Annotated in this window: 20 protein-coding genes and 1 riboswitch; of the genes, 6 read left to right on the top strand and 14 right to left on the bottom strand. The window is 46.9% G+C overall.

Going from position 1 to position 23997, the window contains the following annotated elements:
- Window positions 1-507: 507 nt before the first annotated feature.
- From chrA to chrS, 3 genes are read right to left on the bottom strand one after another with little or no spacing between them, the layout of a single operon-like run.
- Complete coding sequence (gene chrA / locus GBH70_RS04745; protein ID WP_151679957.1) at window positions 508-1050, bottom strand: chromate efflux transporter ChrA; 543 nt, start codon at window positions 1048-1050, stop codon at window positions 508-510.
- Window positions 1047-1640 carry a chromate efflux transporter ChrB gene (chrB, locus tag GBH70_RS04740; RefSeq protein ID WP_151679956.1) on the bottom strand — a complete coding sequence of 198 codons (594 nt, stop codon included), beginning with the start codon at window positions 1638-1640 and terminating at the stop codon, window positions 1047-1049. Before chrB ends, chrA begins: the two co-directional genes overlap by 4 nt.
- 18 nt (window positions 1641-1658) lie before the next feature.
- Window positions 1659-2114, bottom strand: a complete 456-nt coding sequence (chrS, locus tag GBH70_RS04735) for a chromate efflux transcriptional regulator ChrS (RefSeq protein WP_151679962.1) — start codon at window positions 2112-2114, stop codon at window positions 1659-1661.
- Window positions 2115-2468: 354 nt separating this feature from the next.
- Between chrS and GBH70_RS04730 the strand changes: the two genes are divergently transcribed.
- Together GBH70_RS04730 and ggt are read left to right on the top strand one after the other, a co-directional pair.
- Window positions 2469-3713, top strand: a complete 1245-nt coding sequence (locus GBH70_RS04730) for an MFS transporter (protein WP_151679955.1) — start codon at window positions 2469-2471, stop codon at window positions 3711-3713.
- 42 nt (window positions 3714-3755) lie between these two features.
- On the top strand, window positions 3756-5339 hold the full coding sequence (gene ggt, locus GBH70_RS04725; protein WP_151679954.1) for a gamma-glutamyltransferase: 1584 nt from the start codon (window positions 3756-3758) through the stop codon (window positions 5337-5339).
- Window positions 5340-6376: 1037 nt separating this feature from the next.
- Here ggt and GBH70_RS04720 read toward each other — a convergent pair.
- From GBH70_RS04720 to tatA, 6 genes are all read right to left on the bottom strand, one after another.
- Window positions 6377-7084: an amino acid ABC transporter permease gene (locus GBH70_RS04720; protein ID WP_151679953.1), complete on the bottom strand. Its 708-nt coding sequence runs from the start codon at window positions 7082-7084 to the stop codon at window positions 6377-6379.
- A 22-nt stretch (window positions 7085-7106) separates the two neighbouring features.
- The gene (locus GBH70_RS04715; protein ID WP_151679952.1) at window positions 7107-7760 is read right to left on the bottom strand and encodes an amino acid ABC transporter permease; all 654 of its coding nucleotides are present in this window, start codon (window positions 7758-7760) and stop codon (window positions 7107-7109) included.
- 69 nt (window positions 7761-7829) lie between these two features.
- Window positions 7830-8633: a transporter substrate-binding domain-containing protein gene (locus GBH70_RS04710; protein WP_151679951.1), complete on the bottom strand. Its 804-nt coding sequence runs from the start codon at window positions 8631-8633 to the stop codon at window positions 7830-7832.
- A gap of 23 nt (window positions 8634-8656) precedes the next feature.
- Window positions 8657-9385 (bottom strand): amino acid ABC transporter ATP-binding protein, encoded by a 729-nt coding sequence (locus tag GBH70_RS04705; protein ID WP_151679950.1) that lies wholly within the window; start codon window positions 9383-9385, stop codon window positions 8657-8659.
- A gap of 436 nt (window positions 9386-9821) precedes the next feature.
- A complete protein-coding gene (locus GBH70_RS04700) occupies window positions 9822-10844 on the bottom strand; it encodes an AI-2E family transporter (RefSeq protein ID WP_151679949.1) in 1023 nt (340 codons plus the stop codon).
- 131 nt (window positions 10845-10975) lie between these two features.
- Window positions 10976-11161, bottom strand: a complete 186-nt coding sequence (tatA, locus tag GBH70_RS04695; RefSeq protein WP_151679948.1) for a twin-arginine translocase TatA/TatE family subunit — start codon at window positions 11159-11161, stop codon at window positions 10976-10978.
- Between the two features lie 294 nt (window positions 11162-11455).
- Between tatA and GBH70_RS04690 the strand changes: the two genes are divergently transcribed.
- On the top strand, window positions 11456-12292 hold the full coding sequence (locus GBH70_RS04690) for an undecaprenyl-diphosphate phosphatase (RefSeq protein ID WP_151679947.1): 837 nt from the start codon (window positions 11456-11458) through the stop codon (window positions 12290-12292).
- A gap of 334 nt (window positions 12293-12626) precedes the next feature.
- On the opposite strand, the gene kimA is transcribed toward GBH70_RS04690, so the two are convergent.
- The 4 genes from kimA to GBH70_RS04670 all read right to left on the bottom strand — a co-directional run bounded on the left by kimA (window position 12627) and on the right by GBH70_RS04670 (window position 19585).
- Entirely contained in the window at window positions 12627-14447 is a 1821-nt protein-coding gene (gene kimA / locus GBH70_RS04685) for a potassium transporter KimA (protein WP_151679946.1), read from the bottom strand.
- Window positions 14448-14546: 99 nt separating this feature from the next.
- A riboswitch (cyclic di-AMP (ydaO/yuaA leader) is annotated at window positions 14547-14690 on the bottom strand.
- A gap of 1153 nt (window positions 14691-15843) precedes the next feature.
- Entirely contained in the window at window positions 15844-17226 is a 1383-nt protein-coding gene (locus tag GBH70_RS04680) for a glycine--tRNA ligase (RefSeq protein ID WP_151679945.1), read from the bottom strand.
- 766 nt (window positions 17227-17992) lie between these two features.
- Window positions 17993-19015 (bottom strand): HD-GYP domain-containing protein, encoded by a 1023-nt coding sequence (locus GBH70_RS04675; protein WP_151679944.1) that lies wholly within the window; start codon window positions 19013-19015, stop codon window positions 17993-17995.
- Between the two features lie 102 nt (window positions 19016-19117).
- Window positions 19118-19585, bottom strand: coding sequence for a hypothetical protein (locus GBH70_RS04670; RefSeq protein WP_253693483.1), 468 nt, complete (start codon window positions 19583-19585; stop codon window positions 19118-19120).
- A gap of 364 nt (window positions 19586-19949) precedes the next feature.
- On the opposite strand from GBH70_RS04670, the gene GBH70_RS04665 reads away from it, so the two are divergent.
- The 3 genes from GBH70_RS04665 to ric all read left to right on the top strand — a co-directional run bounded on the left by GBH70_RS04665 (window position 19950) and on the right by ric (window position 22799).
- The gene (locus tag GBH70_RS04665; protein ID WP_151679943.1) at window positions 19950-21068 is read left to right on the top strand and encodes an NADH-dependent flavin oxidoreductase; all 1119 of its coding nucleotides are present in this window, start codon (window positions 19950-19952) and stop codon (window positions 21066-21068) included.
- A 167-nt stretch (window positions 21069-21235) separates the two neighbouring features.
- Entirely contained in the window at window positions 21236-21772 is a 537-nt protein-coding gene (locus tag GBH70_RS04660) for a YceI family protein (RefSeq protein WP_151679942.1), read from the top strand.
- Between the two features lie 322 nt (window positions 21773-22094).
- On the top strand, window positions 22095-22799 hold the full coding sequence (gene ric / locus GBH70_RS04655) for an iron-sulfur cluster repair di-iron protein (protein WP_151679941.1): 705 nt from the start codon (window positions 22095-22097) through the stop codon (window positions 22797-22799).
- A 483-nt stretch (window positions 22800-23282) separates the two neighbouring features.
- On the opposite strand, the gene GBH70_RS04650 is transcribed toward ric, so the two are convergent.
- Window positions 23283-23975 (bottom strand): Crp/Fnr family transcriptional regulator, encoded by a 693-nt coding sequence (locus GBH70_RS04650; protein WP_253693479.1) that lies wholly within the window; start codon window positions 23973-23975, stop codon window positions 23283-23285.
- Window positions 23976-23997 lie beyond the last annotated feature (22 nt).

Below are 23997 nucleotides of genomic sequence, written 5' to 3'. Positions count from 1 at the left end.
AAAATCAGCGGGAATACTTAACATATCAGCGGGAAGACCCAAAGAATCAGCGAAGCTAACAAATTGAATGAAATTGAAACGTTAGAGGATCGGTCAAATTACAGATAAACAGCTCTGGACTCAGAAATTTTGACCCACCGCCCCACTCTGTACCGTGGAATCAGCGGAAACCGGGGAGAAATCGGCGGACTTCTCCTAGAAATCAGCGGGAATACTTAACATATCAGCAGGAAGGCCCAAAGAATCAGCGTTGACATGAAAAACAGAGGAATAAGATGTGTACCCTTTGCTTAATTTCCAAATAATGGGTCCGAACTTAGAATTTTTGGAACCACCGCCCCACTCTGTACCGCGGAATCAGCGGAAACCGGGGAGAAATCGGCGGACTTCTCCTAGAAATCAGCGGGAATACTTAATATATCAGCGAAAAGGTCTAATAAATCAGTTTTGTATGGAACGCACTCCCGCGAAAAAATAATGCGGGGTTGCCTTTGACAACCCCGTTCTTTATACAACATGGCTGAGGACGATGCCGCCGTATGCAAATGCCGCGACAATTACAAGAGCGGGGTGGATTTTGCGGATTTGCATGGCCCAAAAGGCGACAGCGGCAATGCCGAGCGCCTGCCATATGCCGATTTGCGCAATGGAGTTTTTCGCCATCTGCCACGTCAGGACGGCCATCATGATGGCGATCACCGGCTGCACCAAAAGGGACATGCCTTTTACAACCGGAGACTGGCGGTACTTATGTAAAACTTTTAATAACAAGATGAGCGCAACGGCTGACGGGAGGATCGTGCCGGCCAAAGCAGCAAACAGGCCAACCCATCCGCCTGCACCGTAGCCGACAAAAGCTGCAATTTTTGTGGCGATCGGGCCCGGGAGTGCATTGCCGAGCGCCAGCATATTGGAAAATTCGCTGTCATTGAGCCAATGGTAATGAGAAACAATTTCATTATACATCAACGGAATCGATGACGGCCCCCCGCCGTATCCGAGCACATTTGCAATAAAAAAACCAACCATTAACTGAATCCATACCCTCATCCTGCGACATCCCTTTCTTTTTCACGATTTTCCCGCTTCCCAGCCAGCCGGAAGTGGACACTCCCATATGCCAAAAAAATCATAATGACAATCGCCGGATGGATATGGACGGTTTCCAGCAGGAGAAAAGAAACCGCAAACATCGCAATCCCAAATACAGTTCCCAAGCCTTTAACCGTTTTTTCTCCAAAATTGTAAGCCATCTCGCCCAGCATCACCGCAACGACGGGCATGACACCGGCGATCATCCCGATAACAACCTTGGAATGGCTTAAGACGGTGACAAGCGACAATAAAGCAATCATAGCGATACTACTTGGAAAAATATGAAATAAAACGGCCACCACCGCACCGCTTGTTTTTTTCAATTTATAGCCCAAGTATGCCGCCATTTTTGTGGCAATGGGCCCCGGCAAAGCGTTCGCAATCGCCAATATTTCCCCAAATTCTTCATCATCTGTCCATTTGTAGCGCGTAACCGCTTCATATCGGAACAGCGGCATAACGGACGGGCCGCCGCCGTATCCGAGAATGCCGGTACGGAGCATGGCCATCGCCAGCTGGACATACGCGTTTTGTTTCTTTTCCAAAACATAACCTCCTCGAAATTACAGTTTCATGCCGATCCTGCTTTTGTAGCGTTTGATTAAAATTTGGCAATCCACGCTCGTGATCCCCGGCAGCGGATACAGTTTTTCTTCCAAAAACGCCTCCATTTCCCGGTTGTCTTTGAACAAGCCGTGCATATGGAGCTTGCTTGGGCCTGTCATGTGATAAAGGCTTGAAACTGCCGGTTCTTCGGCCAAAATGGCGGCGACTTCCTGCAGATGTTTCGGTTCGACTTCGACATTAAAAAAGGCAGAAACGGTGATGCCCGTTTTCTCCGGGTTAATCACAGCGGTGAACCGTTCTATAACGCCGTTTTCAATAAGCGTATTGATGCGTGCCTGCACGGCAACCCGTGACAAATTCACTTCTTTCGCCAAATTCGTGTAAGAAATTCTCCCATTTTGGATCAAAATCTGGATAATTTGGCGGTCAATATCGTCCATACAATCCGACATCCGAATCCCCCATTTCCCATTACGATTTGCAATCAAAATGCAACTCCTGCTTTCTATATGACTAAATATATATAAATTTATTTGTACGTTCAACTAAAAAATAATAAAAATATTTTAATTACTTCAAAATTTATTGTGGTTTCGTTTTCATTTCTTTGTTAGATTACAGTTTGCAGCAAAAATGCCCTCTTTCTCTTACAAAAAGAAAGGAAAGTGTATGGTGAAGGAATCGTTTTAAAACAGGCATTCATTGACAATTTTTTGATGTGATATTACATTACGTGAAAAAAGGAAAAACGTTTCTTTTTGGATTTTATGTTACATAATTTTACACAAAAAAAGAGGAGGAAAATCATGAAGAAAAACCATCCAATTTTATTAATTATCCTTTTTTCACTGGGCTGGGCTTTTATGTATGCTGACCGCAATATTTTATCCCCGGTTATGGGTACGATCCAAAGTGAATGGGGGCTGTCAAAAAGCGAACTCGGATTGATGTCAACCGTATTTTTTATTACCTATGCTTTTATGCAAATTCCTGCAGGCTTTCTGGCCGACCGGTTTGGAAGATTAAAAATCTTGGTCAGTGGATATGTATTATTTGGCATCGGTACTTTTTTAAGCGGCCTGGCTCCCGGTTTTCTTGTATTTCTTTTGGTGAGGGCATTGACCGGCTTAGGTGAAGGGACTTATTACGGACCGCAATACGGCATCTCTTCCAACAGCATTCCTAAAAAATACCGGGGGATTTCATCCGCAATGATTAACAGCGGAATGGCGTTGGGGATTTCCTTAGGCTTTATCGCATCCAGTTACTTTACCTTTACATTAAAAAAAGATTGGCAGTTTTCCTTCTATTTGTTTGGGATTTTAACAGTTTTCGTTGCAGCGCTTATCGGCATCTTTATAAAAGATACTAAAAACCATACGACACATTTGCAAGAACCGTCAAATTTTCATGAAATCCAAAATATAAGAGTACTCTTCAGCCGCAATCACATTTTGACTTATATCTTAATTTTCTGCTCGCTATACGGTTTTTTCAGTATGATGACCTGGCTTCCATACTACTTGCAGACAGCAAGAGGAATCGATGCTTCTAAAACGGGGATTATTGCATCGCTTGTACCATGGGCGTCTATCCCTGGTGCTATTTTCTTCGGTCATCTTTCGGACCAGGTTAAAAATAAGAAGCCGCTCATTCTCGTTCTTGCATTGTGTGGTGCTATTTGCCAATTTATGATTCCGTATGTCCATAGTTATTTTTTGATGCTGGCAGGTCTAGTGATTTACGGCCTTATTGGAAAACTTGCGCTTGATCCTGTTTTAATCTCCTTTGTGGCGGACAATACACCTGCGCATATGTATGCCCGTGCTTACGGCATCTTTAATTTCGCGGGGATGTTATCCTCTATTTTCGCGCCATATATTACAGGATATTTTGCGGAATTAACCGGCAAAATCGAAATTGGGTTTTACATATCCGGCATATTGCTACTGGCAGGTAGCTTCTTATTCTTATTGGCCCAAACAAAATACTCCATGTCTGCTATGCGCGTTAAAAATATAGAATTAGACTATACTGATATTTCCAAATGATTTAAAATTTATTACAAGATGATTCGAGAAAGGAGTAAAAAAATGGGGAGTAAACCGGTCATTGGCACGAAAACGATGGTTGTCAGCCCGCATTATTTGGCTTCCATGGCAGGGGCAAAAATATTGGAAAAGGGGGGAAATGCTTTTGACGCAGCGGTTGCTGTGAGCGCGTGTTTGGCTGTTGTCTATCCGCATATGACAGGGCTTGGCGGTGATTCTTTTTGGCTGATCTGGAATGAAGCTGAACAGCGTCTCAATGCCTTTAACGGGAGCGGACGCAGCGGTTATCAGGTAAACTTATCGTGTTACGAAGGGGAACAGTCGATCCCGTTGAGGGGAACAAGGAGCTGTATCACGGTGCCCGGTATGGTGGACAGCTGGGATGCAATTTTAAAAACTTACGGGCGGCTGCAGCTAGGGGACGTGCTGGAGCCGGCGATCGGTTATGCTTTAAACGGCTTTCCCTTGTCCACGCACCAGGCGAAAAACACCCGGACTGCTTACGGGGCATTGGCAGGCAGCCGGCCGGGATGCGACATCTATCTTCCAAGCGGGCAAATCCCTGCGCCGGGTTCCCGGTTCGTCCAAAAAGAGCTCGGCCGGTCTTTGCAGCAAATCGCCGAACTGGGGCGCGATGCATTTTATAAAGGCGGTATCGCAAAGGAAATCGTTTCTTATTTAAAAGAAAACGGCGGTTACTTAACAATCGATGATTTTGCCGACCATCACGGGGACTGGGTGGATCCGATTTCGACCGATTACCGCGGTTATACCATTTACCAGTTACCGCCGAATTCGCAAGGTTTTTCCGCGTTGATGGCGCTTAATATATTGGAACATTTTGATTTTTCTTCCATACATCCGCGCTCGTTTGATTATTTTCATTTGCTGGCGGAAGCTTTGAAAAAAAGTTTCCGCGACCGCGACCAAGTGCTGACGGATCCGGAATTTTATGATATTCCGTTAGATCAATTGCTGAGCAAAGCATACGGGGCCCAGCTTGCCGCAGCAATTGACCGGAACCGGGCAGCTGAAGCGGAATCTGAGCCGCTCGGGCGCGATACCGCTTATGCAGCGGTGGTTGATGAAGATGGAAATGCCGTTTCGTTTATCCAAAGTCTTTATTTTGAGTTCGGCTCCGGAGTGGTGGCCGGCAGCACCGGCATCCTGCTGCAAAACAGGGGGTCTTATTTTTCTTTAGATCCGCAGCATGTGAACCGTCTTGAGCCGCACAAACGGACATTCCATACGCTGATGCCTGCGATGGCCTTTTTGGACGGAAAACCTGCAATTTTGTACGGGACACAGGGAGGCGAAGGCCAGCCGCAGACACAGACGGCTGTGATTACAAGAATGATTGATTACGGGATGGATCCGCAGCAGGCCGTCAGTGAACCGCGTTTTGTGTGGGGACGGACCTGGGGGGAAGCTTCCAATGATTTAAAAGTGGAAGCGCGTGTGGGCGACGAAGTTTTGAAGCAATTGGCCGATGCTGGACATTCTGTAAAAAAAGTCAAAGATTTTGACGGTGTGATGGGCCAGGCGCATGCCATTCAAATTGATGAAAACGAGTTCCGGATCGGGGGAACCGACCCAAGAAGCGATGGAGCTCCGATCGGGTGGTAATGAGTTTGGTGCTGCCCCGGCGATACAGGCTGGGGCAGTTTACTTTTTTCAAGACCGCTTTGGGTTGGTTCGAGTTGGTTTTTGGGCTTTTATAATGACATGTTCGCTGGTGGCTTTGCTGCGAAATGGCCTTTTCGGGCGTTGTCAAGACCATTTTGTGAATTTCCACATTATTTCAGATTGTGATATTCAAATTATTCCAGATGTATAATATTCAATACACGGCTTGATATGGAGTGGTGAACATGGTAGGCTAGTTAGCTTTGGCGATTTTCTTTTTTCTCCTAACCCCATCGCATCGCCATCAAGCCATGCCCACAGAGGCTCCATGTCAAGCCACCAAAGAGCATCATTATTCGTAATATACAGTGCATATGCTTAATTTTTCGTGAAAAATCTGGAGTAATTTGAAAAAAACCGACTGTTTTTTGCCGAAATAATGTGCCCATTTACAGCTGTTTCAATGTCGGTTTTGACCCGAAATGGACCTTAGATGGCTTATAAGGGACGTTCGAAGCTTATTTCTTCCTCCCAATGGTCCTTAGCTTGCTTATAAGGGGACGTTCGAAGCTTATTTCTTCCTCCCAATGGTCCTTAGCTTGCTCCTAAGGTACGTTCGAAGCTTATTTCTTCCTCCCAATGGTCCTTAGCTTGCTCCTAAGGTACGTTCGAAGCTTATTTCTTCCTCTCAATGAACCTTAGATGGCTTATAAGGTACGTTCGAAGCTTATTTCTTCCTCCCAATGGTCCTTAGCTTGCTTATAAGGGACGTTCGAAGCTTATTTTTTCTTCTCAATAGACCTTAGATGGCTTATAAGGTACGTTCACACTTATTTTTTGCCTCGTTATGAACCTTAGCAAGCTTCTAAAGGCTGTTTTGAAAAATTTACACATTGAAATATTCTATTGCGCCCCTGTAAAAGGCCTGGTTTTGCACGGTGGGTTTGCTCCGAAGCGGGTTGTAACTGCAAGTGCTTGAGAAGGCCTTGTTCAAGATGTCCAAAACCAAAAAGGGTATCCCAAAAGCCGGGATACCGTTAAAGCAAGTTTTCGGTTGTGTTGGCGAGCTGTTTGGCGGCGGAGCGGTCCGGATCGAGGCGTTTTTCCAACCTCCGCGCCAAAATCGACAACAGGTAGTTGACAATAAAATACATAAATCCGGCGAGCAGCAGGATCGGGATGATGTATTTCGCACCGCTTTCCCCGCTGTAGACGCCTTTTGCATTATGCAACAGTTCCGGCAGCGAGATGATGATTGCAAGCGAAGTGTCTTTTAACAGTGAGATGAACTGGCTCACGAGCGGCGGGATCATTTTTTTCAAAGCCTGCGGCAAGATAATGTACCACAGCGTTTGGATATAACTGAGGCCTGACGAACGGGCGGCTTCGATCTGCCCCTTTGGGATCGAGTTCAAACCGCCGCGTACAATTTCGGCAATCATCGCCGATTCAAACACGGTCAAAGCCGCAATTGCAGCCATCGTGACACTCATTTTGATGCCGATTTCCGGCAGGGCAAAATATGTAAAAAATATAATTAAAATAAGCGGCAGGTTCCGGATTACTTCGACCACAAGCGCCACCACGTGAGATACCACCGGGATTTTTGCGTAGCGCAAAATGCCGAGTATGCAGCCGAAAATGAAGCTTAACACAATCGCGACAATGGCAACTTTCAAAGTAACCGCAAAGCCCTGCAGCAAATAAATCAAATTACTGCTTGAATATGCTCCGGCAAAGTCCATGATGTTCCCCCTCCTTGTAAGATTAATCGGTCTTTGCCAGCCGGCGTTCCAAGAAATTCACGAGCAGGCTGAGCGGAATGGTCAGGACAAGGTAAAACATACCGACAAAAATATACGTATCAAACGTAACCCAAGTTTTTTCGTGGATAATATCGGCGTAGTACATAAGGTCGAGACCGGCGAAAACCCCGAGGATGGAGGAGTTTTTGACCAGGTTCAGGAATTGGTTGCCAATCGGCGGGATGACGATTTTGATCGCTTGCGGCAGGATCACATAGCGCATCGCCTGGATATACGTCAGGCCCGTGGAACGCGCTGCTTCGAGCTGGCCCTTGTCCACCGATTGGATACCGGCGCGCACGGCTTCTGCGATAAAGGCGGCGGTATAAATGGAAAGCGCAATGGTGCCTGCGGTAAATCCGCTGAAGTTAATGTGGAAATAACTGAGCCCGTTGTAGAAAAAGAAACCGGTCAGGATTAATGGAATGTTGCGGATAACTTCCACGTAGACGGTACCGATCAAATTCAGCAGCTTGACAGGGGCAAGGCGGAAAACGGCAATGATGTTGCCGAGGATGAAACTGGCGATGAGGCCGATAATGCTGATTTTAATCGTGTTGACGAAACCCTGCATGTATAGGTCGAAATTGTCGGTGAGGATCGAAAAATCAAGCATACCTGTTTCACTCCTTTAATGTTCCATTAGCGGAAAGGGATGGGCGATTTTGCCCACCCCTTATCCTGATCATTGTTCTTTGATCCATTTGTTTTTGATTTTGTCGTATTCCCCGCTGTCTTTCAGTTCTTTCAACGCTTTGTTGACGGCTTTCACGAGTTTCGTATTGCCTTTTTTCATCGCGATGCCATACGGTTCATTTGTGAATGTCCCGCCAACAACCTGATAGTTCGGATCCTGGGCAGCCATGCCGTAAAGGATCGAGTTGTCGGTTGTCAGCGCATCCCCTTTTCCGGATTTCAAAGCCGTGAACGCCTCCTGATAGTTTTCATATTCCAGCACTTGCGTATCCGGTGCGGCTTTCTTGACGTTGTCCCCGGAAGTTGCACCTTTTACCGTCAATACTTTTGTGCCTTTTGTCAAATCTTTGACGCTTTTAATCTTGCTGCCTTTTTTCACAAGGAGCGACTGTCCGGCATCAAAGTAAACATCCGAGAAGTCCACCACTTTTTTCCGGTCCGGCGTGATCGTCATGGTCGCGACAACCATGTCGACATCGCCGTTTTGAAGCATCGGAATCCGCGTTTTGGACGTGACTTCCTTCAGTTGCACTTTTACCTTGTCGCCGAAAATTTTCTTGGAGATCGCTTTGGCAATGTCCACGTCAAAGCCTTCCACTTTTCCGGTTTTCGGATCTTTGTAGCCAAATAGATATGTATCATATTTGACCCCAACAACCACTTTTCCCCTTTTCTTGATTTGCTGGACCGGATCGCTGCTGCTTGTCGTTTTTGACTTGCCGCAGCCCGCCATCAAAGCAGCCGCCAAAACAAAAACCAAGCCCACTGTGAACCATTTCTTTAATTTTCCCATGCTAATCCCCCTTATATATTTATTTAATGATTGAGAACACGATTTAAAAAGGTGCGCGCCCGTTCTTCACGCGGGTTTTTGAAAAATGCTTCCGGCGTATTGTCTTCGATGATTTTCCCCTGGTCCATAAAGATGACGCGGTCTGCCACTTCGCGGGCGAATCCCATTTCGTGCGTGACGACCACCATTGTCATGCCGTCTTTTGCAAGTGACTTCATAACATCGAGCACTTCCCCGATCATTTCCGGGTCGAGCGCGGAAGTCGGTTCGTCAAACAGCATGATGCTCGGTTCCATCGCAAGCCCCCGGGCAATCGCGACACGCTGCTGCTGACCGCCCGATAATTGCGAAGGGTACGCATTCGCCTTATCCGGGATGCCGACCCTTTCAAGGTAATGCATGGCCTTTTTCTCCGCTTCCTCTTTGCTCATGCCGAGCACTTTGACCGGCGCCAGCGTAATGTTTTGCAAAACGGTCCGGTGCGGATACAGATTGAAATGCTGGAAGACCATGCCGATATTTTTACGCAGTTCGTTGATGTTGGTTTTTTTGTCGTTGACTTTGATATTCCTGACGAAAAGCTCGCCGTCGGTAATCTCTTCCAACCGGTTGATGCAGCGGAGCATCGTGCTTTTCCCAGACCCGGAAGGACCGATGATCACGACAACTTCCCCTTCATCGACTTCGAGATTGATATCTTTTAAAACATGGAAATTTCCGTAATACTTGTTCACATGACGGAATGAGATCACATCATCACCTCCCCGGCTGTTTTCCTTCATGATGCGCTTCCATTTTTTAGAAACATGACACTACTCTCTATTTTAGAGTATATCAGTCTATTTGAATAACATCAATATTTTTATAAATGGAATTTTTCTGTTGGCTGGTGCCGGTTTATAGGAGCAAAATACTTTTTCAGAAAAATGTTGGGTTGCATTTTATTGTTTCACGATCATCCGTATTTTCAATAGTGGATGTCTCATCCTGGAATTTGCAGAACAGCGGTCCTGTAAGCTGCAGGAAGCTGTCCAGAAATCTCTTTTTCCTCTGACGGTCATGATAAAACTTCACAGTGCCGGTTCCTCAGGGGAAATTTGTTTTAAATGAAAAAACCCGTTGAGAAAAATGATTATCTCAACAGGTTTTCTTGTTTTAATGGAGCTTTTGGGCAGCTCCCAATGGTGTTTATTTTCTTTTCTGCTGCGCATCCTGGCCGGTAACTTCCAGCACGTCGAGGAAGAACATAACAATCGGGATGCCGAGGATCAGCCCCCACACGCCGAAGAAATGTTCGCAAAAGATTAAGATCAGAAATGTAAAGAAGACAGGCAGATTCGTCTTCGATGACATCAACTGCGGATTTAGAACATACGCTTCAACCGCGTGCACGATTACAACCAGGATGAGGACGTACAGTACTTTCATCCCTCCGCCGATGCTGTAGGCAATGACGCAAAGCGGAATAAGTGAAATGAATACGCCGGCAACAGGGATCAGACCGAACCCAAAAATAAGAATCGCCAGGCCGAACAGCTGAGGGAAGCCGAGAATCCACAGCCCGATCGTAGTGAGCAGGCAATTGACGATCGCGATAATGAACTGCGCTTCGATCACTTTCCCAAATGTTCCCACAAATTTGATGCCGAAATACTCCATTTCATCGTAAAACGCCGCAAGCTTGCTTGTTTTAAACTGCTTCGTAAAGCGGATAATCCGGTCTTTTTCGAGCAGGAAAAACAGGCTGAGGATAATCGCCATCAACACTTGCAGGCTGACTTTGCTGACGCTTGTGAAATAGTCGAGCAGGATGGAAACGCCCTGCTGCATGTAATCCATAACTTTCTTTTCCTGGATATTTTTTACCAAGTAATTTAAAATTTCGTTGTGCTGAGGCTTCGTGTAGAAGTCGGAGATTTGCATGACAAGCTGGGTTATTTCATTGATTAAAATCGGCAAGTATTTGACGATCCCAAATGCGAGTCCGCCGACGATCAAAATGTACAAAATGAGAACCGCCAGTCTGCGGTTCATCGGGAACCATTTGGTCACGATTTTTTGCAGTCTGTTCACCAAATAGGAAAAAATAAAGGTAAGCAAGATCAAGTCCATCATGCTACGCAAAAGATAAAGCACCAGCGCGATCAGCACAAAGATGGTGATCCTTCTTACCCCTTTTCTTTGGAAAAAAGAAAACAAACGATCCTCCATAATATTGATTTTGCCCCCTTCAGCATTCAGACAACCGCTTCTCTTTTATTCTTATCTTAACATATTTAAAGCCCGCTAAAATATTTTTTTCAAACAGCAAAACAGCCGCTGCCCGGGACAGCGGCTCATGTTTATGATTCGCTCTTTTTCACCTTCGTTTTTTCTTCATCTTCCATGACCTCATGGACACCTTTTTTGAATTCGCGCAGCGTCTGGCCGGCTGCCCTGCCGAGTTGCGGGAGTTTTGATGGGCCGAAAATTAACAATGCCACCACAAGAATAACCAAGACTTCGCCAAAACTGAGATTCCCGAGCATTTTTTCCCCTCCCTGAACTTCTTTGTATTCATCTTATAGTGTATTGTAAACATTTTCAACTTATAATTGCAGAAATCAATTTATTTTCTGGAAAATCTGTCCGTATAATTTTTCAAAGATCGCGTGGGTACTTGCTGAACGAGTATCCGGCCGTGAAATTATTGTGGGGTATGCACAGCACCCATCCCGATATTTCTAAAAATGCCCGCTTGTACATATAATCGTTTTGTGAAAAAATTTTATTCGCTTTGTCCGGTGTACATGGTAGAATAAAAAAGTCTGGAGGTGACGCATTTGCATTTATGGAACATGTTTGTCGCCGCAATCCTCGGGCTTGTGGAAGGGTTGACGGAATTTGCCCCGGTTTCTTCCACCGGCCATATGATTATTGTGGACGACCTGATTTTGAAATCGAACCATCTTTATGGTGTTGAAGCTGCGAATGTATTTAAAGTTGTCATCCAAATGGGCTCCATTTTGGCGGCGGTTGTCGTATTTTGGGACAGGTTCCTGAATTTGCTCGGGCTGAAGAAAAATATAACGAAAGAGCAGTTGTACGGCGAACGGCTGAAATTGACCCAGGTCATTGTCGGGCTGCTTCCGGCGGCGGTGCTCGGGTTTTTGTTCGAGAATTATATTGATTCCCACTTGTTTTCGATCAAAACAGTGCTCTTTGCCCTTGTCGCCGGCGCGATTTTAATGATTGCCGCTGATTTGCTGCGCCCGCGCAGGCCGAAGACGGAGACAGTTGATCAGATTACGTATACGCAGGCGTTTTTGATCGGGCTTTTCCAATGCCTGTCCTTATGGCCGGGGTTTTCCCGCTCCGGCTCCACGATCTCGGGCGGCGTCCTGCTCGGATTGAGCCACCGGGCCGCATCGGATTTCACGTTTATTATGGCAGTGCCGATCATGTTCGGCGCCAGCTTTCTTTCGCTTGTGAAGCACTGGGATGCTGTGACGGCGCAAACAATCCCGTTTTTTATTGTCGGGTTCATCAGTGCCTTTATTTTCGCGCTGCTTGCGATCCGCTTCTTCCTGAAACTGATCAACAAGGTGAAGCTGATCCCGTTTGCGGTCTACCGTATCATCGTAGCGGTCGTTTTGTTTGTTTTGTTTGTCTATCAATAAGGTTTGGGCTGCGCACCGTTGCGCAGCTTTTTTTGTGGAATGCCGGCGGGCTTGTGGATAGTACAAGCTGGTCATGCCGCTAAGAGACATTTCCCGTATGATTCCCGGCATTTTGTCTTGTTGAAAACTGCCAATTAGACATTTCGCACCGCTCTCTGGGGTCTTTTGTCTTTTTGAGACTTTCAATTAGACATTTCCCGTATGATTCCTCGGCATTTTGTCTATTTGAACGCACCAACAGACAAATCCCGCCGTAAGATCTCAGCATCTTTACAGTCCCAGCTAAAGTTTGCCCGTAAAGAAAGGGGCTGCCCGAGATGACAGCCCCCTTCTTTTACTTTTTAAAATGATACGGCAAAGTTGCGACGACGATGTCTTTTTCCCAAAGGAGGCGCATCCGGATGAGGAGCGCGGATTGGTTGTGCAAAATGTTCTGCCAGCGTTTTTTCGGGATAAATTGCGGGATCAAAACCATAACCTGGTATTTGTTTTCCTTTGCTTTCCGCTCAATAATTTCCAAAAATTTCGAGAGTGGCTGGATAATGCTCCGGTATGAAGAATGCAAAGTAACAAGGCGGACACCGTTATTCCACTTTTCCCATTTTTCTTCCATTCTCTTTTCATCTTCGTGGTCAAAAGCGACATAAACTGCGATGACCTGGTCAGATAAAGATTTTGCATAGTTAATCGTCCGTTCCACCACTGTCGTAATGCCGGCTACCGGAACAATGATGACATTGTCGCGGATTTCTTCCTGGAACATGCCTTCAGTCCGGAGCTGCTCGCCGACATCCTGGTAGTGCCGGTTCACTTTCTTGAAAACACTCATGACAATCGGTAAAAAAATGAGCACCGGCCAAACTTGGGTGAATTTTGTAATAAATAAAATCACCAAAACGCTGAATGTAATAAAGGCACCGACACAGTTCACGGACATCCTTCCGATCCACCCTTTTGGTTTTTGGCGGACCCATTTCACTATCATACCGCATTGCGCGAGCGTAAACGGAATGAAAACACCGACCGCGTATAACGGAATAAGGCGTTCCGTATTGCCTCTGAACGCAATGATCAAAAGTATCGAAGCCACGCCGAGAAAGATAATCCCGTTCGAATAACCAAGCCGGTCGCCGCGGATCGTAAACATGCGCGGCATGAATTTATCCCTTGCCAGGTTAAAAGCAAGCTGCGGGAATGCCGAAAACCCGGTATTTGCCGCCAGAACAAGGATCAATGCAGTTGTTGCCTGGACAAAATAATACAATATCCCGTTCCCGAATGTCTTGTGGGCCATTTGCGATACAACGGTTTGTTTTTCTTCCGGTGCAATCCCGAACCAGTAGGCAAGGAAACTGATCCCCGCCAAAAGGCTTGCCAGGATGATCCCCATCATGAAAAGCGTACGGGCCGCGTTTTTCGGCGCCGGTTCCCGGAAGTTCGGGATCGCGTTGGAGATTGCTTCAACCCCTGTTAAAGCCGAACACCCGGACGAGAAAGCTTTTAACAAAATAAACAGCGAAATGCCTGCTACCGGCGTGCCGATTTGCGGATGCAGATCAGGCGGAATTTGCCCTGTTACGATTTTATACAAGCCGACGACAATGACGAGGAAAAGCGCCAGCACAAATAAGTAAACCGGATAAGCGAGAACATTGGCCGATTCCGTCAATCCGCGCAAATTTAAAATGGTAATGACAAGGACAAGAAAAACGGCAATGTACACATTGTACGGGTGCAGACTTTGGAACGCGGAAGTAATGGCATCCGTGCCGGCCGATATGGAAACGGCCACGGTTAAAATATAGTCGACCAGCAGGGATCCGCCTGCAAGAAGGCCGGGACTGACCCCAAGGTTTTCTTTAGAGACGAGGTATGCCCCGCCGCCCTGAGGGTAAGAAAAAATAACCTGACGATAAGATACGATAAGTGCTGCCAATAAAATTAAAATCCCGACTGTAATGGGAATCGAGTACCAAAAAGCCAATGCCCCCACTGTTGCCAGTACGATTAAAACCTGCTCAGGACCGTATGCGACAGATGAAAGCGCATCGGATGAAAGGATCGCCAAAGCCTTTAATTTGGTAAGTTTCTGCCCTTCGAGTTCATTCGAACGCAACGGCCTCCCAATTAAAAATCGTTTAATAGTGGTGAACATTTGAATAGTCTCCTTTTATCTCATATGTTTCATATTGTAGCAAACAGAAAAACCACAAGAGAATTATTCCCCTGTGGTCAAAAGCCCGATCACAGTTTCACATCCTCTCTTATCACGCTGACGAGGTTAGCTGTCGGGTTCGGACATAAGAGTGGCCCTACCTTCGAAAGGATTCACCCCAAAGCGGCGCAGTGCCGCAACATGGTTCCCCCGCTCCGTTTCCGGACTAAGCGGTCCAGTTATGAAACATATTTTTACGTACGACATCCTATCTTACTCCCGTTGCCGCGGTTTGTAAAGACTATTTCGCTTTGCTTATCGGGCTTTCTCCAATTTTTTGCGGGACTATAAAAAATATTTACCCGGCGCGCTCCCGGTCAAACGCACCCTGCCCGCCCTTCTTTTTATTTATTGATGGCCGGGCATAATTCGTCTTGCGGGCCCTGCTCCGGGTTGCTCAATGTACGGCCGCATCATTATCTTAAATCAAACGATGATGATTTCGTAAGTGATAAAACCGCTCCTTTTTGTATCATAACCGAACTTGCCGGAAAGAATCAGGAAATCAGCGATAACATGAAAAAGAAAAGCTTCCCTTTGTAAAATAACTGGCTTCGGAGACCCTGTCTTCGGCTGAACACCCGACCCTTTTCCACCGAATCAGCGGAATCTCCCGGGATATCGGCGGAAAGAATCAGGAAATCGGCGAAACAAAAAAATACAGGGAGAAGAGCTGCTGTTCCTTCGTAAAAAATTTCTAAACAAGCGGTGCCGGGCTCTTAACTTTGGACAGCTGCCTACCTTGTTCTACCGAATCAGCGGAAACCGCGGGGAAATCAGCGGACTTTCCAGGGATATCGGCGGAAAGAATCAGGAAATCGGCGAAACAAAAAAATACAGGGAGAAGAGCTGCTGTTCCTTCGTAAAAAATTTCTAAACAAGCGGTGCCGGGCTCTTAACTTTGGACAGCTGCCTACCTTGTTCTACCGAATCAGCGGAAACCGCGGGGAAATCAGCGGACTTTCTAGGGATATCGGCGGAAAGGTCAAAAATATCGGCGGAAAGAACCAGAAAATCGGCGAATCGAAAAAATACAGGGAGAAGAGCTGCTGTTCCTTCGTAAAAAATTTCTAAACAAGCGGTGCCGGACTCTTAACTTTGGCCAGCTGCCCACTTTGTTCTGCCGAATCAGCGGAAACCGCGGGGAAATCAGCGGACTTTCCAGGGATATCGGCGGAAAGGTCAAAAATATCGGCGGAAAGAATCAGGAAATCGGCGAAACAAAAAACAGAGAAGTCCGGGAAACCGTACCCCCCCCTCTGCATGTTTGGTAAAAATTGGATCCTTTTACAGTGGCAAAACCCGCAGAAAACAATTTTCCTGCGGGTTTGCATCATTAAAATTGGACTTTTTCCTCCAAAAATGCTTTCAGTTCGGTGATCGGCAGGCGGGTTTGCTCCATCGTGTCGCGGTCGCGGACGGTTACCATGTGGTCGTCGCGCGAATCGAAGTCGAACGTGATGCAGAACGGTGTGCCGATTTCGTCCTGGCGGCGGTACCGTTTCCCGATCGAGCCGGTTTCGTCAAAGTCGACCATAAATGATTTCGACAAATCAGTGAAAATTTCGCGCGCTTCACCGGAAAGTTTTTTCGACAGCGGCAGAACGGCGGCTTTGTACGGCGCGAGTGCCGGGTGCAGGTGCATCACCGTGCGGCTTGTGCCGTCTTCGAGTTTCTCTTCGTCGTACGCATCAATCATAAAGGCAAGCGCCACGCGGTCTGCGCCAAGCGACGGCTCAATGCAGTACGGAATGAAGCGTTCGTTCGTTTCCTGATCAAGGTACGTGAAGTCTTCGCCCGAATATTCCATATGCCGCCGCAAGTCATAATCGGTGCGGGATGCGATGCCCCACAGTTCGCCCCAGCCGAACGGGAATTTGTATTCAAAGTCGGTCGTCGCGTTCGAGTAGTGGGACAATTCTTCTTTTTCATGGTCGCGCAGACGCAGGTTTTCTTCCTTCATGCCGAGGTTCAGCAAAAATTCGCGTGCATACTGCTTCCAATAGTCGAACCATTTCAGCTCTTCGCCCGGCTTGCAGAAAAATTCAAGTTCCATCTGTTCGAATTCACGCGTGCGGAAAGTAAAGTTCCCCGGTGTGATTTCGTTCCGGAAGCTTTTGCCGATCTGCGCAATCCCGAACGGTAGTTTTTTTCGCATCGTCCGCTGTACATTTTTAAAATTGACGAAGATCCCCTGGGCGGTTTCCGGGCGTAAGTAAAGCTCGTTGGCGCTGTCTTCGGTTACACCCTGGTACGTTTTAAACATGAGGTTGAACTGGCGGATGCCGGTCCAGTTTTTGCTGCCGCAGTCCGGGCAAGCAATGTCATGTTCTTTGATGAGTTCTTCCATTTTTTCAAACGGCAGGCCGTCGACGATCATTTCGATCCCCTTTTCCTGGAGGGCGTTTTCGATCAGTTTGTCGGCGCGGTGCCGGGATTTACAGTTTTTGCAGTCGATCATCGGGTCGTTGAAGTTGCCGAGGTGGCCGCTCGCTTCCCATGTGCGCGGGTTCATCAAAATTGCGGCGTCGAGCCCAACATTGTATGGCGACTCCTGGATGAATTTTTTCCACCACGCCTTTTTGATATTGTTTTTAAATTCGACGCCAAGCGGGCCGTAATCCCATGTGTTCGCAAGTCCCCCGTAAATTTCCGAACCCGGGAAGATAAACCCGCGATGTTTGGCGTGCGACACAATCTGTTCCATTGTTACGCTCATTGTAAAAATCTCTCCTTTTTTCATTGAAATGGTTTCCCTGGGGACGGGAATTTTTCCAATATAAAAAGCTCCCGGCTCCAGGCAACAGCCTGGGGACGAGAGCTTGTATTCCCGCGGTTCCACCCCAGTTGATGCAGATTTTCCGCACCCACTTTCCATGAAAAAATAACTCCGGACTGCCGTTTCGCCGGTTTCCTTGCCGGGCTTCCACCATCCCCGGCTCGCTTTGAAAAGGAGCCCTCCGGTTACTATTGATCCTTCATCGTCGCGTATTGAATTAAATTTACTATATCAAAGATTAGAGACGCAAGTCAATGGGCGCAGAAGTTGGATCTGTTTTTCAAATTCGATAAGGCTGTTTGTATCTTTTAATAGCTCACCAATTTTTGACATCATATTTCCCATGGGAAGACCTATCTCTAAATGTACTCGCCTGCAAGCGTACATTTTTCCACACTTTGACCTCCGGAAAGTATTTTGCTTTGTTTTTAAATTTTCAGGACTGCATTGGGCAGGAAATATCATGGTCAAGAAAAGCATCCTCCTTAAAATGGCGCTTCTGTTTTCACAACTTATATCATCTGCCCGCTGAAAAAACGGATGGAACAGGCACGCTCAGCCTCACGGAAGGGGCGGCCGGCTTGACGGGAACCCAAAACAAACTTACAGCGGATGGCCGATGCCTTGAAAAAAGCGGCTGCCCAGTTTAAAACTTCATAAAAATTGCGGGCGGCCCCGGCTCCCGTTTTTATACGGGGCCGGACGATTATTGCATGTTTGCAATTTGAAACAGGGTCAGTTTTTGTTCCTTGAGGTTTAACAACGGATAACCTTCTATTTTAAGGATGGGCTGATTCGGATAGAGGGGATGAATATGGACAATTTTTCCTCTGGCACCATTTCGCATGGTGATCGGCTGATTCCGGTAATTTTCCATCAGGAAGTTGGCAAAAGGAAGGACGACCTCGGAATCCAGGCGGCCGGCTTTTGCATCGGCCATCAATTCGTCAATCGCATAGAATACCGGTTGCCTCCGGCGGTATGCGCGGTTGGAACAGATCGCATCAAACGTATCTGCCACGGACAAGATTCTGACAAGAAAAGGGATATTTTTCCTGCCTTCCGGGTAACCCGAACCGTCCAACCGTTCATGGTGCATCAGCGCACCTTTTAAAATCATCGGATCCAAAGAAGTATTTTCAAGCAGCCGGTATCCCGCCGCAGGATGCGTTTTTATCACCGCGAACTCTTCATTCGTCAATTTTCCAGGCTTATTGAGGATGCGCGGATCAATGGTGAATTTTCCGATATCGTGGAAAAGCCCCATTTGAGCCAATAGATTTTGCTTCTCGTGCGGCAATTTCAGCATTTTTCCGATGCTGGCGGCAATCAGGCCGACATGGATACAATGCTTGAACAAATATTCATCCGATGAAAAATGTTCCATCAATTCCAAAAAAGAGGTATGGGTGGCGAGCACTTCTTTGTACAGCCTGTGGAAATTTTTCTCCATATCCTGGATTTCGGCATCGCACAGTTCCGCTTTGACTCGAATCGTTTGCTGCAGTTCTTCCATGGAACGGTAAATATTTTCATATAAAACATCATGGAAAATGCCCGTCACTTCCGCGGCAATCCTTCTCCCTTTGAGCGAAGGATCCGGTACGACTTCATATTTATTTAAAATGGAAGCCAGTTTTGCAGTGAGAAACGTTCCTTTCCGCAACAGCAGGATGCCGGTATTGGAGTATAAATCTTCCTTTAGCCTTGCACCTTTCTGAAACTTCATCGAAAAGAGATCCCCCTTCCTTTTTGGAGAACAGGACAGGAAAAAATTTCTTTTCTCTATTTTAACATAGGAAAGGGGAAATGGAAGTCTTTTCCACAAAATTCACTTTTCCGCTTTCGCTTTCAAAAACCGTACCACTTCCGCATAATTGCTTGTGACCAGGGACGGGTTTTCCAATGTTTCATCTATTCTTTTTGTGTCATCCGTTTCCACTAAAATAAAGCCGGGCAGCTCCTGCAGCTGAATCTGCGGGTTGATGCCGCGGATATCGTCATATTGGTAATGCAATTCCAAAGAAACGCTATCCATTTCAAAAAAAGGTGCGTCCTCCTCATCATCCCAAACTTCATCGCTCACGACAATCAGGGTGTACCAGCGTCGATCGCTTTCCGGCCCACTGCATTTTTCTTTGATGATCCGGCCAATGCAGAGCAAACATCCCGCAATGATCAGCGCAATGACGGTATACAGCCATAAATGGGACAACAACAACAGCACTGCCGCAAAAAGCGAAAGGACACTCAACCTTTTTGCCACCATTTGAAGCAGTAGAAGGACATCACTCATCATACACGTCCCCCAATCTAAGATGTAAAGCGTGCTTTCCTCTATGATATGCGCATTTTTTGTCCGTTGTGCCGCTTCGTTTTTTGCAGTTTTATTACGAAATCGGATTTTTGCAAAAAAGCGCCGGGGCATTTGCTTCGATTTTTAATGAAATGGGACTATTCGGTACGAAATCTCCCTGGTGCGTTTCGTTTTCATTTTTCATCAACAGGGAATGTTGTATGAGAAAACCGCAGCATATTTCATTCGCATTGAATTGCGAACCGGAGCGTTTTCCGAAAAAGGTCCTGGTGCGTTTCGTTTCAATTTTTTTACAAATTGGACCATAATAAAAAAGAACGAAATTACAGGAAAGGAGCATCACAAGTTGGACAAATACAGCAAATTGTTTGAACCGATGACGTTTAAAAGCGGCGTAAAGACGGACAACCGCATTGTGATGGCGCCGATGACCCACTATTCCTCCAACGATGACGGAACGGTTTCCGAGGCCGAACTCCGCTATTATGCGGAACGTTCCAATGGGCCGGGTGTCGTGATTACAGCATGCGCCAACGTAACGGCCAACGGGAAAGCTTTCCCGGGGCAGCCCGGCGCCCATGTTGACAGCATGATCGAAGGAATGAGGAAACTTGCGGAAACCATTCAAAAGAACGGATCAAAAGCCGTGCTGCAAATCCATCATGGCGGCCGCGAATGCCCGCCAGAGCTCGTTCCGGACGGGGATGTCGTCAGCGCAAGCGCAGTGGACTCTTCAAACGGCAATGTGCATGCACGCGCATTGACGGACGAAGAAACCGCGGAAATTGTGCGGGCGTACGGAGAAGCTACCCGGCGCGCGATTGAAGCGGGCTTTGACGGGGTGGAAATCCACGGTGCGAACGGCTATCTCATTCAGCAATTTTTCTCCCCGTTTACAAACCGGCGTGATGATCGCTGGGGCGGCAGCCTGGAAAAACGGCTCGCTTTTCCGCTCGCCGTTGTCGATGCAGTGAAAAAAGCGGTCTCCGAACATACCAGGCGGCCGTTTTTAGTCGGGTATAGGCTTTCTCCGGAAGAACCGTACGAACCGGGCATTACAATGGACGAAACTTTTGCGCTTTTGGATGCCCTCGTTGAAAAAGATCTCGACTATCTGCATATTTCACTGCAGGATTTCTGGTCGAATGCCCGCCGCGGCGGAGATCCGGGCCGCTCCCGCATCGAACAGATTTTGGAACGCGTAGACGGCAAAGTGCCGGTGATCGGCGTCGGTTCGCTGCATACCGGCGAAGATGTTTTGAAAGCAATGGAAACAGGTGTGCCGCTTGTTGCCCTCGGACGTGAGCTGATTATGGAACCGCACTGGGTGGAAAAAATCCGCGCCGGAAAAGAAGATGAAATCCAAACGGCGCTCCGAAAAGATGACCGCGAACGGCTTGTTATTCCGGAACCGCTTTGGAACGGGATCGTGTCCAGGCCCGGCTGGTTCCCGTTTGAATCCTGATTTTTTAAAACTGAACTCCATATCTTAGGCAGCACGCTTTTGATCAACTTTGGAACCGAACCGGCTTTAAAAAGTTGGTTCGGTTTTCTTGACTTTTTTTACTTACGATATTAAACTAGGTTACGAAAAGTAAGTTTTGAGAAATAAATGACCGGGAGGAATTTTTGATGGCAAATGCAAAATGGGCAGTAGACTATGCGCACAGTTCAATTGATTTTACGGTAAAACATATGATGATTTCGAAAGTGAAAGGGTCTTTCCAAAAATTTGAGGCGGACATCGAAGCCGATCCGCAAGATTTAACTTCCGCGAAAATTTCTTTTACAGTTGATGCAAGCAGCATCCATACAAAAAATGCCGACCGCGACAATCACCTGCGTTCTGCTGATTTCTTCGATGTGGAAAACTACCCGAATATTACGTTCGTTTCCAAATCGGTTACGAAAACGGGCGCCAATACGTATGATGTTACCGGCGACTTGACGATCCACGGCGTGACAAAAGAAGAAACATTCAAAGTCACGTTTGAAGGGTTGTCGAAAAACCCGATGAGCGGTGCAGAAACGGCCGGCTTCAGCGCCGAAGGATCCGTAAAACGGAGCGACTACGGCCTCACCTGGAACGCAGCGCTTGAAACAGGCGGCGTACTGGTCGGTGATGAAATTAAATTTACAGTTGAAGTGGAAGCAAGCAAAGCGGAATAAGTTCTTAGGGCGCCAATGTGGTTGGCGCTCTTTTTATTTTTCAGGCAGATATACTTATATAACGTCTTTTTCATTTTAGGATGCACGATAGCGGTCACCAATGGGTTTTGCACTCTGTTTATTTGGGGTTGTGTACCCCGTCAGGTATTTGGAACCATTCGTGGATATCTTTCCTTGGCCCGGATTTTTTCTGCAAGGATACCCCGGAATTTTTAGCAAAGACCCAAATAAGAATTTTTCTCAATTAATGTGATATGCATCACAAACAAGCGGGAGCGGATGCATTATCATAAGATTAGCAAACCGAAAAGGAGTGGATTGGATGGAACGTTTTACGACGAGCCAGACCGTGGGGGAAATTGTGACACTGTTTCCGAAAGCAGCGGATCTGTTTAAAGCAAACCGCATTGATTTTTGCTGCGGCGGCAATGTTTCTGTGAAAGAAGCGGCGGAAAAACGCAATCTTTCGGCAGATGAACTGATTGCGGCGATTCAGGAAATATACGACAAACATGCCGGCAGCGGCAATGAGAAAAATTGGAATGAAGCAAGCTACACGGAAATTGTCAACCATATCCAGGAGACCTACCACGCATTTTTGCGTGAGGAACTGCCGAATTTGAGTCCGTATGTGACAAAAGTAATGCGCGTCCACGGCGAGAACCATCCGCATCTCGTTGAAGTGCACGAAATGTTCAACCGTTTGAAAGCGGAGCTCTTAGAACATACCGAAAAAGAAGATGCCGAACAATTCCCGGCGATCCGCGCGTATGACCTTAATCCGACGGCGGAAAACCTGGCGACTGCAACAAAAGAATTGACCGATCTTGAAACCGAGCATGCTTCCGTCGGCGATATTTTGCACCGCCTTCGTGAGATTACGAATGACTACACGCTTCCGGAAGGGGCATGCCGGACATTCCAGCTTGTTTACCGCCGCCTGGAAAACTTTGAAAATGATACATTCCAGCACATTCATTTGGAAAACAATATTTTGTTTAAGCGCCTGCTTGAAGAAGCCGTTTAACACGTTAGAAGGCTGCCTCATGGATTTGGGACAGCCTTTGCCCCTTCATGAAAGACAAATTGCGGTTCACTGTGATTGTTTTTGTCCTTTATCACTCTTATGAAAGACATTTGGCACCCGGTTCGCCTTTCTTTTGTCTTTCATCACCTTTATGAAGGACATTTCCGTGTACAGTTCTCCCCGTTTTTGGATCTGTCCCAAAAGCCCCTTTTAAGCAGAAATTTTTCTCAAATGGTCTTGAGCAAGTTTCTCAGATCCATTTCTAAGGGGAAATCTTCCTCTAACGGTCGTGACATTGCTTCTCAGAACCATTTCTTCCGGAAAATTTTCCTCTAATGATCTTGAGATGACTTCTCAGAACCGTTTCTTCGGGGAATTAATTCTCTAACGGTCGTGACAGAGATACTCAAAACCATCACCGGGAAAATTTTCCCCCCCTAAGTCAGTTTACCGATTTTTGGAACATCTCCGCCCAATCCATTTTCAGACCCCGAGCAGTTCGTTTGTCAGTTTTTCCTGGTGGATCAGATAGGTTCCTTTTTCTTGCGGGATGATGAGGTTTTTATGTTTAAGCTGGTGAATCGTCCGGCTGACCGTTTCGCGCGTGACGCCGATCATGCTGGCGAGGTCTGAGTTGTTGAGCGGGATTTTGACGAGCACATGGTCGTTTCCGGTTTGGATGCCGTGCGTGCGGGCGAGGCGCAGGAAAAGTTTGATGACTTGCTCATAGGCATTGTTTAAAATTTGGGCTTCGAGGCGGTCCTGCAAGTCGAGGATCTCATCGCTCATCACGCCATATAAGGTCATCGTCAGCTTAGGGTTGTCAAGCAGCACTTTTTCAAAATCAGCGATTCGGGCGGCCAGAAGTTCCGTATCGGTGGCGGCCATTGAATTGGCGGGATAGCGGATTTTTCGGAAAAAGCCGACGTGCGGGAACATGTCGCCGTCGCGGAGCAGCGTGACGATCTGCTCTTTGCCGTTTGCATCGGTACGATAAATTTTCACTTCTCCCTGTTCAATAAAATACACGGCTTCCTGCGGGTCGCCCCGGAAAAAAATATGGTCTCCTTTTTCGACATGTTTCTTAACGGATACGGCGGCAATCACAGCCAAATCTGAATCTCCCATCCCTTTAAACAGCGGCATTTTTCGCAGCGACTCACTCCGGTTTTCCAAAGCACTCCACTTCCTTTCCTAT

Source organism: Weizmannia acidilactici (assembly GCF_008974225.1).
Lineage (GTDB): Bacteria > Bacillota > Bacilli > Bacillales > Bacillaceae_C > Weizmannia > Weizmannia acidilactici.
This window is presented reverse-complemented; position numbering and strand designations above follow the sequence as displayed.

Bases quoted from the DNA above. Each gene is read 5' to 3' on its own strand.
- chrA (WP_151679957.1), bottom strand. From the start codon at position 1,050: ATGAGGGTATGGATTCAGTTAATGGTTGGTTTTTTTATTGCAAATGTG.
- chrS (WP_151679962.1), bottom strand. From the start codon at position 2,114: ATGTCGGATTGTATGGACGATATTGACCGCCAAATTATCCAGATTTTG.
- GBH70_RS04730 (WP_151679955.1), top strand. From the start codon at position 2,469: ATGAAGAAAAACCATCCAATTTTATTAATTATCCTTTTTTCACTGGGC.
- ggt (WP_151679954.1), top strand. From the start codon at position 3,756: ATGGGGAGTAAACCGGTCATTGGCACGAAAACGATGGTTGTCAGCCCG.
- GBH70_RS04720 (WP_151679953.1), bottom strand. From the start codon at position 7,084: ATGGACTTTGCCGGAGCATATTCAAGCAGTAATTTGATTTATTTGCTG.
- GBH70_RS04715 (WP_151679952.1), bottom strand. From the start codon at position 7,760: ATGCTTGATTTTTCGATCCTCACCGACAATTTCGACCTATACATGCAG.
- GBH70_RS04710 (WP_151679951.1), bottom strand. From the start codon at position 8,633: ATGGGAAAATTAAAGAAATGGTTCACAGTGGGCTTGGTTTTTGTTTTG.
- GBH70_RS04700 (WP_151679949.1), bottom strand. From the start codon at position 10,844: ATGGAGGATCGTTTGTTTTCTTTTTTCCAAAGAAAAGGGGTAAGAAGG.
- tatA (WP_151679948.1), bottom strand. From the start codon at position 11,161: ATGCTCGGGAATCTCAGTTTTGGCGAAGTCTTGGTTATTCTTGTGGTG.
- kimA (WP_151679946.1), bottom strand. From the start codon at position 14,447: ATGTTCACCACTATTAAACGATTTTTAATTGGGAGGCCGTTGCGTTCG.
- GBH70_RS04680 (WP_151679945.1), bottom strand. From the start codon at position 17,226: ATGAGCGTAACAATGGAACAGATTGTGTCGCACGCCAAACATCGCGGG.
- GBH70_RS04675 (WP_151679944.1), bottom strand. From the start codon at position 19,015: ATGAAGTTTCAGAAAGGTGCAAGGCTAAAGGAAGATTTATACTCCAAT.
- GBH70_RS04670 (WP_253693483.1), bottom strand. From the start codon at position 19,585: ATGATGAGTGATGTCCTTCTACTGCTTCAAATGGTGGCAAAAAGGTTG.
- GBH70_RS04660 (WP_151679942.1), top strand. From the start codon at position 21,236: ATGGCAAATGCAAAATGGGCAGTAGACTATGCGCACAGTTCAATTGAT.
- ric (WP_151679941.1), top strand. From the start codon at position 22,095: ATGGAACGTTTTACGACGAGCCAGACCGTGGGGGAAATTGTGACACTG.